The organism is Shewanella sp. KCT, from assembly GCF_007636505.1.
Lineage (GTDB): Bacteria > Pseudomonadota > Gammaproteobacteria > Enterobacterales > Shewanellaceae > Shewanella > Shewanella halotolerans.
In genome coordinates this window covers 18119-31836 of sequence record NZ_LVDJ01000021.1, presented here as the reverse complement: position 1 = coordinate 31836, position 13718 = coordinate 18119, and the positions used below count along the sequence as shown (strand labels likewise).

Sequence of the window (13718 nt, the reverse complement as noted above, 5' to 3'; positions counted from 1 at the left end):
TCGCTTGAGAAGTATTGATAGCGTCTATGTCAATTAAAGCGATAGCTTACCAGGCCGCGAGCAACAGCCTGAGTCTCATGCCCCAGCTGCTGGTGGCACCAGAGGTCTTAAAACGAATTTGCCCTTGCGTGTCGACGATATAGATGGCGGGGAAAACGCTTGCGCCCCAGGCTTGGTGCAGCATCTTCTCATCACCGATGACGTCAAACTGATAGTCGTGCTCCGTCATAAATTGGTTGATCTCATCATCTGTGCCCGAGGCAACGGCTATGCTGATCACCTTGTGCTGTTCGGCCACGCTATTGACCATGGGCGAGGTAACGCGGCAGACCGGGCACCAGGTGCCCCAGAAATAGACCAGGGTAACTTGCCCCTGCTCAAGTGCAATGGGCTGACCTTGGGTGGTGATGCCGCTCAGGGGCGGGGCCTCGCCTGAGATCATGTTGCGCTGCTGATAGCTGAGCAGGGCAAAGGCAAGTAGCGCCATTAATGCGGCATCTCTGAGATAGCGATACCGCTTGCGCCTAGGCTTAACGAACGGCATTAGCTTGCTTGCCAGGCTTTTGAAGGTCGATGACACAGAATTGAACCCTTAGGTTTAGCGCCTCACCGGCTAGAGAAACTCGGGCGGCGTCTGACGGGTCCAGATGCGGCTGTAGGCCATCAGCTGAGGATAGAAGGTGCGAAAGGCTATCTCTATCTCTGTATCCATCCGCTTAACCGTGTCGATGGCGCCATCGAAAATTTCCGGCTTAGAGACCCTTTTGCTCACCGCCTTGATGGTTTGATTCAGCCCTTCACGGCTTTCATAGGCGATAAGCCAGTTTTCCTGACGCATGCGGATGATGAGATCGCTCAGATTGACAGGCAGCTGCTCGGCGCTGCTGAGCGCTAGATAGGCCTGCTGGGCAAAGTCGGGCAGGGACAGGTGATGATACTCTTCCCAATATTTGGCCAGCATATGGTCAAAGGCCAGATCGATCAGTATTGGCGCGGCGCGCTGCAGCGTCTTGGGGAAGGCGGCCTTGAGCTCCTTGGTGAGCTCATGGCTATCGGTTAGCGAGTCTATCTGCCGGTGCAGCCAGATCCCCTGTTGCAGGGCCTTGGGATGGTCGGCGATATTGCCCTTGGCAAAATCACCGGCAAGATTGGCGGCAAGATCGGTTTTACTGTTATCTGCCAGGTGCAGATGAGCCAAAAAGTTCATTAGATAAAGTTAATTGCTTTGTTTAATCACGCTTTTCACGTTATCATGCCAACAGGTGCGATGAAACCTTTATTCTACGCGACGTTATCTTTAACCGACTGCTCGCTTAGGTATTGGGATCGACAGGATGTGCACCTATGACTCCTCATATTAATTATCGGTTTAAAGGATCATGGATGATGTGGAACTGGTTAATGAAACGCCTAGGCAAAAAATCTTCCTCTCGACGGCGGCGGGTCGAGGTCGATATCCCCTTCGAACAGCATAGTTATCGAAAAGCCAGCTTAGATCTACAGGCCAATATTGTTGTGGCCGACAAGGAGAAGAAGGCCAGCTAAGCGGTGTGTCTTGATCTTATCATCATCAGCCAATAGACTAGCGGCCGATTTATGCTAAGCAGAGACAGACTATGCGCGTTGCCGACTTTTCTTTCGATCTTCCCGATGAGTTGATCGCCCGTTACCCCATGCCTAATCGCACGGCGTCCCGACTATTGACACTCGATGGTAATAGCGGCGCGGTGGCGGACAAGCAATTTACCGATATCCTGGAGATGGTTAACCCTGGCGATCTCATGGTGTTCAACAACACCCGAGTGATCCCGGCGCGCGTCTTCGGTCAGAAGCAAACCGGCGGCAAGCTGGAGATCTTGGTCGAGCGTATGCTGGATGACAAGCGAATTCTGGCCCATGTGCGCAGCTCCAAGTCACCTAAGCCCGGCACCATCATCTGCTTAGACGGCGGCTATGAGATGACCATGCTAGCCCGTCACGACACCCTGTTTGAGCTTGAGCTCAACAGCGAGTCCACCATACTCGAGGTCCTCGAAGAGGTCGGCCATATGCCACTGCCGCCCTATATCGACCGTCCCGACGAGGATGCCGATAAGGAGCGCTATCAGACAGTCTATAACCAGAACCCTGGCGCAGTAGCCGCGCCAACGGCGGGTCTGCACTTTGACGATGCTCTGCTCGCCGCGCTGCAAGAGAAAGGGGTAAATGTTGCCTTCGTGACCCTGCATGTGGGCGCGGGCACCTTCCAGCCGGTTAGGGTTGACAGCATCTTAGATCATAAGATGCACTCAGAGTGGGCCGAGGTGCCTCAGGATGTGGTCGATAGTATTAAGGCCACCAAGGCGGCCGGTAAACGCGTCATCGCCGTGGGCACCACCTCGGTGCGATCATTAGAGAGTGCGGCCAAGGCCAGCGAAGGTGAGCTGCAGGCTTATAGTAGTGACACCGACATCTTTATCTACCCAGGTTATGAGTTTCAAGTTGTCGATGCCATGGTGACTAACTTCCACCTGCCGGAATCGACCCTTATCATGTTGATCAGTGCCTTTGCCGGCTTCGATGAGGTGAAAAACGCCTATCAGCACGCGATTGCGCAAAAATACCGCTTTTTCAGCTATGGCGATGCCATGTTTGTGACTAAAAAAGCGATCTAAGCGATGATTTTGCTTTAAAATACCCACCCACACTTGAGGTGGGTATTTTTTTAGAGATTTTTATTGATAAGGGTTGATACTGAGTTGTTTGCCCTTATCTCTATTGTTCAGCTGTGTCTGTTTTAATGGCACGAAGAGAGTCAGACTGTTTCTCTGGCGAGGTTAAAAATGAAATTTGAATTAGATACAACCGATGGTCGCGCGCGTCGCGGTCGCTTAGTGTTCGAACGCGGTACGGTAGAGACCCCGGCATTCATGCCAGTGGGCACCTACGGTACGGTTAAAGGGATGACGCCAGAAGAAGTGCGTGCCACAGGCGCCGACATTCTGCTGGGGAACACCTTTCACCTTTGGTTACGTCCTGGCGAAGAGATCATGCGTAAGCATGGCGATCTGCATGACTTCATGAACTGGCAGCGTCCTATCTTAACCGATTCAGGCGGATTCCAGGTATTTAGCCTGGGTGACATTCGTAAGATCACCGAAGAGGGCGTACATTTCCGCTCGCCAATCAACGGCGAGAAGATCTTCATGGACGCGGAAAAGTCGATGCAGATCCAATACTCGCTGGGCTCAGATGTGGTGATGATCTTCGACGAATGTACGCCATACCCGGCGACCCACGACGAGGCACGTAAATCGATGCAGATGTCGCTGCGTTGGGCACAGCGTTCACGCGATGAGTTCGATCGTCTGGAAAACCCTAACTCCCTGTTTGGGATCATTCAGGGCAGTGTGTATGAAGATCTGCGCGATGAGAGCCTTAAAGGCTTGTTAGAGATAGGATACGACGGTTATGCCGTCGGTGGTTTGGCGGTTGGGGAGCCAAAGGAAGATATGCACCGTATTCTGGAGCATGTCTGCCCGCAGATCCCGGCCGATAAGCCGCGTTACTTGATGGGGGTAGGTAAACCGGAGGATCTCGTTGAGGGGGTACGTAGAGGTGTCGACATGTTCGATTGCGTCATGCCGACTCGTAACGCGCGCAACGGCCACCTGTTTACCAGTGAAGGCGTTATCAAGATCCGCAATGCGCGTCATCGTGATGATACTTCACCGCTCGATGCTAAGTGTGACTGTTACACCTGTAAGAACTACTCACGGGCGTATCTGTACCATTTAGATCGTTGTAATGAAATTTTAGGAGCACGTTTAAACACCATTCACAACTTGCGTTACTACCAAATGTTGATGGAAGGTTTGCGTGGCGCTATCGAGACAGGTACATTAGACGCCTTTGTTGAGGAGTTCTATACCAGTCAAGGTCGCGAAGTTCCTAAGTTATCCGATTAATTTTACTGCTAATAAGAAGAGAGAAATATGTTCATTTCAAATGCATACGCAGCCGATGCGCCAGTAGGTGGTGCGGGTGGTACCATGGAACTGGTTTTCATGCTGGTCATTTTCGGTCTGATCTTTTACTTCATGATTTTCCGTCCGCAATCTAAGCGCGTAAAAGAACATAAGAACCTGATGAGCTCGTTGAGCAAGGGTGATGAAGTGCTCACCAGTGGTGGGATCTTGGGTAAGATCGCTAAGATCAGCGATGACAACGATTATGTGTTGCTGACGATCAACGAAACCTCAGAAATCACAATCAAGAAGGATTACATAGCGGCTGTTTTGCCTAAAGGGTCTATTAAGTCACTTTAAGTTGAAAGTTAAGTCACTTTAAGCCAAGAGGGCGATGGTGTGTTAAATAAATACCCAATGTGGAAGAACCTGATGGTGGCGTTGATCATCGCCGTCGGTGCCTTCTACGCAATACCAAATTTATTTGGTGAAGATCACGCGGTGCAAGTCGTGGCCACACGTGGCGCGGAAGTTAATGCTTCGACTCAGAGTGAAGTCACTGACATCCTGTCGGCGAAAGGCATCGCGGTAAAGCGTTCAGAGTTGGAAAACGGTCAGCTATTGGTACGTGTTGCCGATGCGGACCAGCAACTGCTGGCGAAAGAAGCAATTGCCGAGGTACTCGGCGACAAATATATCGTGGCACTTAACCTGGCACCGGCTACGCCTCAGTGGTTGGAGTCTATGGGTGGTAGCCCGATGAAGCTGGGTCTGGATCTTCGCGGTGGTGTGCACTTCCTGATGGAAGTGGACATGAGCGAGGCGATCCGGAAGATGACCGAAGCGAAAATTGCCGATTTCAGAACCGATCTTCGTGGTGAAAAAATTCGTTATGCGGGTATTCGCAATACCCCTAAAGGGATTGAGATCAAGTTTCGTGATGCCGAGAACTTAGCTAAGGCAGAACGATTCCTCAAGAGCCGCACTAACGAGATGGTGTTCGTCGATGCGTCGTCTGGTAGCGATTTCATGCTGTTGGCGAACATGAGCGAGATCTACCTCAAGCAAGTTAAAGAGGAAGCGCTGCAGCAGAACATCACCACCTTGCGTAATCGTGTAAACGAGTTGGGTGTTGCCGAGCCTGTGGTTCAGCGCCAAGGCGCGGAGCGCATCATCGTCGAACTACCGGGTGTTCAAGACACGGCCCGCGCCAAGGATATTCTGGGTGCTACGGCTTCTATTGAATTCCACATGGTAGACGAGAAGGCCGATGCGGCGGCGATTGCAGCCGGTCGCGTATCACCAGGTTCGCAGATCTATGATCGCCGTGAAGGCGGTAAAGTGGCTCTGCAAAAAGAGGTGATGCTCACCGGTGACCATATTCAGGGCGCACAGCCAAGTTTCGATGAATACAGCCGTCCTCAGGTGTCTATCAACCTGGATTCTAAGGGTGGTTCTATCTTCTCCAACGTGACCAAGGACAACATCGGTAAGCCGATGGCGACCCTGTTCATCGAGTATAAAGATAACGGTGCCAAGAATCCTGACGGCAGCGTGAAGATGGATAAGATCGAAGAGGTGATTTCGGTTGCGACCATCCAGGGGCGTCTGGGCCGTAACTTCGTTATTAACGGTCTTGATCACTCTGAAGCGCAAAGCCTTGCCCTCTTGCTACGTGCCGGTGCCTTGATTGCACCTGTCTCAATTGTCGAAGAACGCACCATTGGTCCTAGCCTGGGTGCGGAAAACATCGACAACGGTCTGCAGGCGATGATCTGGGGTATGGCGGTCGTGTTGATCTTCATGTTGGTTTACTACCGTGGCTTTGGTCTTATCGCTAACCTGGCGCTGACGGCTAACCTAGTAATGGTAGTGGGCGTCATGTCTATGATCCCCGGCGCAGTGCTGACCCTGCCGGGTATTGCTGGTATGGTATTGACAGTCGGTATGGCGGTTGACGGTAACGTACTGATTTACGAACGTATTCGTGAAGAGTTACGTGCAGGACGCAGCGTACAACAGGCGATCCATGAAGGTTATGGCAACGCGTTCTCCACCATTGCCGATGCCAACATCACCACCTTTATGACGGCCTTGATCCTGTTTGCCGTGGGTACCGGTGCCGTGAAAGGCTTCGCCGTGACCCTGATGATAGGTATCGCGACCTCTATGTTTACCGCCATCGTGGGTACTCGCTCGATAGTTAACGCTATCTGGGGTGGTAAGCGCGTGAAGAAACTGTCTATTTAAGGGGACGTTGACCATGTTCGAGATTTTATCAATTAAAGGCACGATCAACTTCCTGCGTCACGCCGTAGCTATCAGTGCGCTATCACTTGTCTTGGTGCTCGGCTCACTCGCTTCTCTGGCCGTGAACGGGATTAACTGGGGATTGGATTTCACCGGCGGTACCGTCGTTGAGATGGAGTTTAAAAACCCTGTCGATCTAAATCAGCTGCGCGCAGCCCTGACCTCAGACGAGACAGATGGCGCCGTGGTGCAGAACTTTGGTTCAAGCCGTGACGTGCTGATCCGTCTTCCGGTAAAGGAAGGCGTTAAGAGCGACCTACAGGTTGCGCATGTGATGGAGGCCGCGGCCAAAGTCGATCCAGGCGTGACCCAGAAGCGTGTCGAGTTTGTTGGTCCTCAGGTGGGTAAAGAGCTTGCCGAGCAGGGCGGCCTGGCCGTCTTGGTGGCGCTGATCTGTATCCTTATCTATGTCTCTTTCCGTTTCGAATGGCGTCTAGCGCTTGGTTCGGTAGCGGCATTGGCGCATGACGTGATCATCACGCTCGGTGTGTTCTCTCTGTTTCAGCTGGAGTTTGACCTGACGGTGCTGGCGGGTGTGCTGACGGTGGTGGGTTACTCACTCAACGATACTATCGTTGTGTTTGACCGTATCCGTGAGAACTTCCTCAAGATGCGTAAGGGCACGCCAGAAGATGTGGTGAACAACTCTATCACCCAAACCATGAGCCGTACCATCATCACCACAGGTACTACCCTGGTGGTGGTTGTGGCCCTGTTCCTCAAGGGCGGCACCATGATCCACGGCTTCGCGACAGCCTTGCTGATGGGTATCTTCGTGGGTACCTTCTCCTCTATCTATGTGGCGAGTTTCCTGGCTGTAAAACTGGGGATCAACCGCGAGCATATGATGCCGGTGGAGATCGAAAAAGAGGGTGCGGATCAGGATGCATTGATGCCATAGGCGCATGCTGCCCGGCCAAATTGGCAATAAAAAAGCCACGATTTCGTGGCTTTTTTATTGCCAATTTGGCCGGATCCCGACTCGACAAAATGTAAGTTTTAAGGCTAGGATGTTCAGCGATTAATCAATACACCTGATAATTTGCCAAAAAGAGCAAGCGTTGTAGGGGATAAAGATGGAAGAGCGCAGTAAGTTGGTGGCCGGCGGTAACTTGTTACAGGCCCATGCTTGGAAAGGGATGTTGGAGGCCTGCGGTATTGGGGTCGAACTGCGAGGCGAGGCCTTGCTGGGTGGGATCGGCGAGTTGCCGGTCGATTTGCAGGATGTCGAGCTGTGGGTAGCCGAGTCTCAGTATGAGGCGGCCAGGGCGCAGCTTGAGACCTTAAACAGCGAGAGTCCCAAGTGGCAGTGCGTCAAATGCCACGAGATGAATGAAGGTAACTTTGAGCTCTGCTGGCATTGCAGCGCCGAGCGTAGCGAGCAGCTTAGCTAGTAGTGCTTGCCGCTCGCTGAGGCTTACTTTACTCTTGTCTTATCCTTAGTCGAGACAATTTATTTAATCGATGCAATATTTCCCCATTTTCGCCCAGGCCGACGGGCTGAAGATCCTGATGATAGGCGCAGGCGAAGTTGCCAGCCGTAAACTCGAGTTACTGACCCGTACCCAGGCTCAAATTAGGGTGATCGCCCCGAATGTCTGTGACGTCGTGATGGCGATGGCTAATCAGGGGCAGATCGCCCTGGAGCAGCGTTTTGCCGAACTCGACGACCTCGAAGGGATAGATCTGCTCTATATGGCGACCAGTGACGAGCCTCTCAATCGTCAGTTTGCCCTGCAGGCCAAGGCACTTGGGCTCTGGGTCAATGTGGTCGATGCCCCCAAACTCTGTAACTTCATCACCCCCGCCATCGTCGACAGGGGCCGCTTACAGGTCGCTATCAGCACCAGTGGCGCCGCCCCCGTGTTTGCTCGCGAGCTTAGGGCTCGTTTGGAGACCTGGCTGCCAGCATCCTTGAGTGAGCTGTTCGATTTCATTGCCGATAAACGCACCGAGGTACAGCATCGCCTGCCGGCGTTTGAGCAGCGTAAGTTGTTCTGGGAGCAGTTCTTCCGCCTCAATGGCGACAGATTTGATGAGCGCACGGATAACTATTTCGAGCAGGCGTTCGGTACGCTTTCGGGTAGCGGCGAACTCTTGCTGCTCGAGGCCCACACCCCAATCGATCTGCTGCCCCTGGCCGCCGTGCCTATGATGCAGCGTCTCGACTGGCTCTGTAGTGACTTAGCGCTGCCAGAGCGTCTGTCTGAGTTGGTGCGCCGCGACGCCGGACGTCAGCCCATGTTACCGCTCAGTGAGTTATCAGCCAGGTTAGACAAGGGCGAGCGGGTGATGGTCTATGGTGAAACTGAGACCATAGCCCAGCTGGTGGCCCATTTCCCCATGGCGAAACACCTGCGCCCGGGCGCACTGTAACGCATCTCTTGCTCAAAGGGCGTCTAATTAGGGTAAACTAGGCGCTTTACTCTTAACGACTGAGCATTATGGCGCCCAAAGCAACCGTTTATAAAGTGCAGCTGCAGATTGCCGACATGGATCGTGGCTACTATCAAGATCACTCCCTCACGCTTTCACAACACCCATCCGAAACCGATGCCCGCATGATGGTCAGGCTGCTGGCCTTTGCCCTGAACGCCAGCGACACCCTGGCCTTTAGCAAGGGGCTGTGCGTCGAGGGGGAGCCCGAGCTGTGGCAGAAATCCTTGAGCGACGAGATAGAGCTGTGGATCGAGTTTGGTCAGAGCGATGAGAAGTGGCTGAGAAAGGCCAGCAGCCGCGCCGATAGGGTGTTGCTCTATACCTATGGCGGCCGCGCCGTGCCTATCTGGTGGCAGCAAAATGAGCAGGCTCTCAGCCGTTATCAGAATCTTGCGGTGTGGAACTTGCCCGAAGAGCAGGTGAAGGCGATGGGCGAGATGGTTAGTCGCAACATGAGCCTGCAATACAATATCAGCGAGGGTGAGGTGTGGCTCTCCAACGATAGCGGCAGCGTGCATATTACCCCTGAGCAGCTAAAGGGATAATACGCTCTGGCGTTTAGCGCTAAAACGATTGGTGTTGTGAGCGTCACAGATACCGGCATAAAAAAACCAGTCTTGCGACTGGTTTTTTACTTTGGGGGATGTTACGGAGTGTTTAGGCTTCTTCTGGTAACTCTTCTTCGCCGCGGCCCTTAGTCTTCACTATGATGAGTGCGGTAATTACCAAGGTCGATACCACACCGGCAATGGTAGAAACCGTCATAGGTAGGCCTGCACCTAAGGTGGCAGAGTTCAGCAGGAAGCTAATAACCACTGTGGTCATGAACATGGCCGGTACGGTACAGATCCAGTGCAGCTTGTTATGACGCAGCAGGTAGGCAGAAGCGGTCCAAAGCATCATCACGGCTGTGGTCTGGTTAGCCACACCGAAGTAACGCCAGATCACCCCGAAGTCGACCTGAGTCAGAATCGCACCAATCACAAACAGTGGGATAGCCAGGACCAGACGCTTAGGCAATGCAGTCTGTGGCATCTTGAAGAACTCAGACAAGATCAGACGTGCAGAGCGGAATGCGGTATCGCCAGAGGTGATAGGGAGAACAATCACACCCAGGATAGCCATGAATCCACCCACAGCGCCTAGCAGGCCGGTAGAAGCTTCATACACAACGTTTGCAGGGTTACCCGCCATGCCGGCATTCAGACCTTCTACGCCGCCGAAGAATGACAGGGCGATAGCACACCAGATCAGGGCGATAATACCTTCACCTATCATGGCACCGTAGAACACGAAACGGCCATTAGACTCATTCTCGACACAGCGAGCCATCAGCGGTGACTGAGTGGCGTGGAAGCCAGATACGGCGCCACAGGCGATGGTGATGAACAAGGCAGGCCAGAGAGGCATGTCGTTAGGGTTCAGGTTAGACAGGAAGTCACCGGCGCTGAAACCTGGCAGCAGGGTGTGCTCGCTAGAGACGATCAGTGCTATGGTCAGACCCACAGACATGAACAGCAGCAGGGCGCCGAAGAAAGGATAGAGGCGACCAATGATCTTGTCGACCGGCACGATAGTGGCGATCAGATAGTAGGTGAAGATAATGCCTAGGAATAGGCTAACGTCCCAACCGGTCAACTTGCCTAGGAGGCCAGCTGGCGCCGAGATAAAGACCACGCCCACTAGCAGTAGGAGTATGATGGCAAACACGTTCATGAAGTGCTTGGCGCTGTTGCCCAGGTACTTACCGGCAAGGTTTGGCACAGACTGGCCATTGTTGCGCACCGACAGCATGCCAGAGAAGTAGTCGTGCACCGCACCGGCGAAGATACAACCGATCACGATCCACAGCATGGCGGCTGGACCATAGAGGGCACCTAAGATAGGGCCGAAGATGGGGCCGACGCCAGCAATGTTCAGCAGCTGGATCAGGTAGACCTTACCTTTTGACATAGGCACATAGTCGACGCCGTCTGTCTTGGTAAAGGCGGGGGTTTGGCGAGCGGTATTGATACCGAACACCTTCTCAACAAACTTACCGTAGATGAAGTATCCGCCGAGTAGCAGGCCGACACACATTAGAAACCACATCATAATTAGTACTCCCATTTAAAGTTAACAAGAGTGTAACCTGTCGGCAATTTAAGGAAACCGACATTTAGGTGAGTGGTCGAATAAGCAGATTAAGCGGTAAAATCGAGCCGGTAACTGTATTAGTGAAAGCCGAAGAGCTGTTTTATCGGTTTCAGGAAGCGGCGGGAGACGGGGACCGTCTTACCCGAGTGGGTCAGGACCTCGGCGCCGTTTTCTAAGATCACTATCTCGCTGATCGCCTGGGGTGAGACCAGATACTGCTTGTGGCAACGCACCAGATCTGTCTTCTCCTCCAGCACCTTGAGGGTCAGATGGGTGTGCACCTGCTCCTGCGCCGTGGTGACATGGATGCCGCTGAGATCGCTAAAGGCAAACTCCACCTCTTCGACGTTGATCACCTTGAGACGGTTACCGCAGTAACAGGGGACATGTTCGAGCTGGGTGGGCAGCACGGCATCGAGTGGCACCTGGTGCAGGTCTCGGCGCACCCTGGAAATCGTGGTGGCCAGGCGCGCCTCGTCCACGGGTTTGAGCAGATAGTCGAAGGCATGGTTGTCGAAGGCCTTGATGGCGTATTCATCAAAGGCGGTGACAAACACCACCCTGGGCATGCTGTCGGGATCCAACATGGCCACCATCTCGAGCCCGCTTATCTTGGGCATCTGAATATCGACGAAAATAAGCTGCGGTTTGAGTTTGCCTATGGCCTGCATCCCCTCGATGGCGTTGCTGCATTGGCCTATCACTTCGAGATCGGGATAGATCTTGAGTTGGTCGTTGAGGGCTTCGCGGGCAAAGGGTTCATCATCGATAATTAAGCAAGTGATCACGCTGTGGGTTCCGTTTGTGCCGCATCATTTAGCGGCAGGGTAATAATGACTTGAGTAAAACGGTCCTTCTCGCAGTTGATCTTAACGCCATAATTAGGGCCAAACAGGCTCTGGATCCGCTTATGGACGATGGACATACCTAATCCTGAGGTGTCTGTATTGAGCTCTTCGCGATACAGACCTGCATTATCTCTTACTTCCAATACTAATAAATCTTGCTCGGCTCTGCCACTGACCCAGATTTCTCCGGGTTCCAGCAGGTGCGAGGTTCCATGCTTCACCGCATTTTCTATGATGGGCTGCAGGGTAAAGGCCGGTAGGCGGTAATGGTGCAGCGTGGCTGGAATGTCGATATGCACGCTGAGCTTATCGATAAATCTTGCCTTCTCTATGGTGAGGTAGGCGTCGATATGTTCCAGCTCATCGCTGAGGGTCACCAGGCCTGTGGTGCGCTTGAGGTTGATGCGCAAAAACTGCGATAGGTGTTGCAGCAGCTGCCGCGCCATCAGGGGATCCTTGCTTATGATGGCGGCGATGGTGTTGAGCGCGTTAAACAGAAAATGGGGATTGACCTGCGCCTGCAGCAGCTTGAGCTCAGCCTGAGTCAGCAGGCTTTGTTGCAGCTCATAGCGACCGTAGAGGATCTGGTTACTCATCAGCCTGGCGATCCCTTCACCTAGCGTGCGGTTAATGTTGAGAAACAGCTTATTCTTGGGCTCATAGAGTTTGATGGTGCCTATCACTTCAGACTCGCACCTCAGGGGGATCACCAGGCTGGAGCCAAGGCGACACTGAGGCGAGATGGAGCAGGCATAGGGGGTCTCCACACCGTCGGCGAACATGACACAGTTCTGTTCTATGGCATCTTGGGTGATCTTAGATGAAATGGGCGTGCCGGGAATATGATGATCGTCGCCGATGCCGATAAACGCCAGTAGTTTTTCTCTATCGGTGATCGCCACCGCGCCGACATTAGTCTCCTCCAATATGATCTGCGCCACCTTAGTGCTGCCCTCCTGATCGAATCCCTTGGAGAGGATCCCGACGCTGCGCTCGGCAATCTTAAGCGCCTTGGTGGAGAAGGCTGAGGAGAGCTTGTCGAACATGGTCTTCTGATCCCGCACCATGCTCATGAAGAGGGCGGCGCCGATGGAGTTGACCGTCAACATGGGCAGGGCTATCTGTTTCACCAGGGCTAGGGCATCACCATAGGGCTTGGCGATGGCCAGGATCAGCGCCATCTGTAGCATCTCGGCCGAGAAGGTGACCAGGGCGACCAGCAGCGGCGCATAGACCATCTCGCTGCGGTTTTGCTTTCGCAGGTAATAACCGACTATGCCCGCCGATAGACCCTCTAACGTGGTGGAGATGGCGCAGGCCAAGTCGGTAAAGCCGCCCATGCTGTATCTGTGCAGGCCGCCGGTTAAGCCCACCAAAAAGCCGGTAACCGGTCCACCTAACAGGCCACCGAGCACGGCGCCCATGGCGCGGGTATTGGCGATGGCGTCGTTGGTCTGCTCACCAAAATAGGTGGCCATGATGCAGAAACCCGAGAAGATAAGATAGATGTAGATCTTATGGGGCAGTCGAGTTGCGGTCTCGGCAAACAACTTAAACAGCGGTGTCTTACTCAGCAGGTACACTATGACCAGGTAGAGGCACATCTGTTGGGTCAGCAAGAGGATCAAAGGCATAGAAACTTGGGTACTCGTGTGGGAGAGGCCTTAGTGATCCTCAGCATAGCACTGGCGCTGGTTTTAGGACAAGGGTGGGCTTTGCGCACGGGATCAAAGTTTCTGCTACCGAGATAGGTTATAAAGTGACATCTATTTTATATCTTTTAGGAAGAGTATGTCAGATTCAATTCATGGCCATCAGGTGATGGAACTTATGTTGTCCTTGGGCCGCGCAATATCTAAGGGGGAGCTGACTCAGCTCATGCATAAGGAGTTTGGTGAGCAGGCTCGTTATCATACTTGCTCGGCCAGCGAGATGGACGCCCAGGAGCTGATCGCGTTTCTCGAGCGTAAGGGTAAGTTTACCGAGTCGGCCGAGGGGATAGCCACCGCAGCCGATCGTATCTGTAATCACTAACGAA

The 13718-nt window shown here is 53.2% G+C and carries 15 protein-coding genes; 10 read left to right on the top strand and 5 right to left on the bottom strand.

The features are described 5' to 3' along the window. Positions 1–46: 46 nt before the first annotated feature. Together AYI87_RS19935 and AYI87_RS19930 are read right to left on the bottom strand one after the other, a co-directional pair. Complete coding sequence (locus AYI87_RS19935) at positions 47–580, bottom strand: protein disulfide oxidoreductase (protein WP_260865193.1); 534 nt, start codon at positions 578–580, stop codon at positions 47–49. Between the two features lie 33 nt (positions 581–613). Further along, a complete protein-coding gene (locus AYI87_RS19930; protein ID WP_011866136.1) occupies positions 614–1207 on the bottom strand; it encodes an ACP phosphodiesterase in 594 nt (197 codons plus the stop codon). 176 nt (positions 1208–1383) lie between these two features. Between AYI87_RS19930 and AYI87_RS21285 the strand changes: the two genes are divergently transcribed. From AYI87_RS21285 to AYI87_RS19890, 9 genes are all read left to right on the top strand, one after another. Then, positions 1384–1545 carry a hypothetical protein gene (locus AYI87_RS21285; RefSeq protein ID WP_186300684.1) on the top strand — a complete coding sequence of 54 codons (162 nt, stop codon included), beginning with the start codon at positions 1384–1386 and terminating at the stop codon, positions 1543–1545. 71 nt (positions 1546–1616) lie between these two features. After that, on the top strand, positions 1617–2654 hold the full coding sequence (gene queA, locus AYI87_RS19925) for a tRNA preQ1(34) S-adenosylmethionine ribosyltransferase-isomerase QueA (RefSeq protein ID WP_144204366.1): 1038 nt from the start codon (positions 1617–1619) through the stop codon (positions 2652–2654). Positions 2655–2822: 168 nt separating this feature from the next. Further along, entirely contained in the window at positions 2823–3947 is a 1125-nt protein-coding gene (tgt, locus tag AYI87_RS19920; RefSeq protein ID WP_011866134.1) for a tRNA guanosine(34) transglycosylase Tgt, read from the top strand. Between the two features lie 27 nt (positions 3948–3974). Beyond that, positions 3975–4307: a preprotein translocase subunit YajC gene (gene yajC / locus AYI87_RS19915; RefSeq protein WP_041406650.1), complete on the top strand. Its 333-nt coding sequence runs from the start codon at positions 3975–3977 to the stop codon at positions 4305–4307. A 39-nt stretch (positions 4308–4346) separates the two neighbouring features. Then, entirely contained in the window at positions 4347–6197 is a 1851-nt protein-coding gene (secD, locus tag AYI87_RS19910) for a protein translocase subunit SecD (RefSeq protein WP_144204365.1), read from the top strand. A 13-nt stretch (positions 6198–6210) separates the two neighbouring features. Next, positions 6211–7158 carry a protein translocase subunit SecF gene (gene secF / locus AYI87_RS19905; RefSeq protein ID WP_144204364.1) on the top strand — a complete coding sequence of 316 codons (948 nt, stop codon included), beginning with the start codon at positions 6211–6213 and terminating at the stop codon, positions 7156–7158. A 175-nt stretch (positions 7159–7333) separates the two neighbouring features. Beyond that, positions 7334–7651: a DUF2007 domain-containing protein gene (locus AYI87_RS19900; protein WP_011866130.1), complete on the top strand. Its 318-nt coding sequence runs from the start codon at positions 7334–7336 to the stop codon at positions 7649–7651. A 70-nt stretch (positions 7652–7721) separates the two neighbouring features. Then, entirely contained in the window at positions 7722–8633 is a 912-nt protein-coding gene (locus AYI87_RS19895; RefSeq protein ID WP_144204363.1) for a bifunctional precorrin-2 dehydrogenase/sirohydrochlorin ferrochelatase, read from the top strand. Positions 8634–8701: 68 nt separating this feature from the next. Then, entirely contained in the window at positions 8702–9241 is a 540-nt protein-coding gene (locus AYI87_RS19890) for a YaeQ family protein (protein WP_144204362.1), read from the top strand. A 112-nt stretch (positions 9242–9353) separates the two neighbouring features. Here AYI87_RS19890 and AYI87_RS19885 read toward each other — a convergent pair whose 3' ends face one another. The 3 genes from AYI87_RS19885 to AYI87_RS19875 form a co-directional block, all read right to left on the bottom strand. Next, a complete protein-coding gene (locus AYI87_RS19885; RefSeq protein WP_011866127.1) occupies positions 9354–10790 on the bottom strand; it encodes a carbon starvation protein A in 1437 nt (478 codons plus the stop codon). Between the two features lie 119 nt (positions 10791–10909). Further along, entirely contained in the window at positions 10910–11620 is a 711-nt protein-coding gene (gene btsR, locus AYI87_RS19880) for a two-component system response regulator BtsR (RefSeq protein ID WP_144204361.1), read from the bottom strand. Next, on the bottom strand, positions 11617–13314 hold the full coding sequence (locus AYI87_RS19875) for a sensor histidine kinase (RefSeq protein ID WP_144204360.1): 1698 nt from the start codon (positions 13312–13314) through the stop codon (positions 11617–11619). Before AYI87_RS19875 ends, btsR begins: the two co-directional genes overlap by 4 nt. Before the next feature lie 157 nt (positions 13315–13471). Here AYI87_RS19875 and AYI87_RS19870 point away from each other — a divergent pair, with 157 nt between their 5' ends. Beyond that, positions 13472–13714, top strand: a complete 243-nt coding sequence (locus AYI87_RS19870; protein ID WP_041406649.1) for a YecH family metal-binding protein — start codon at positions 13472–13474, stop codon at positions 13712–13714. Positions 13715–13718 lie beyond the last annotated feature (4 nt).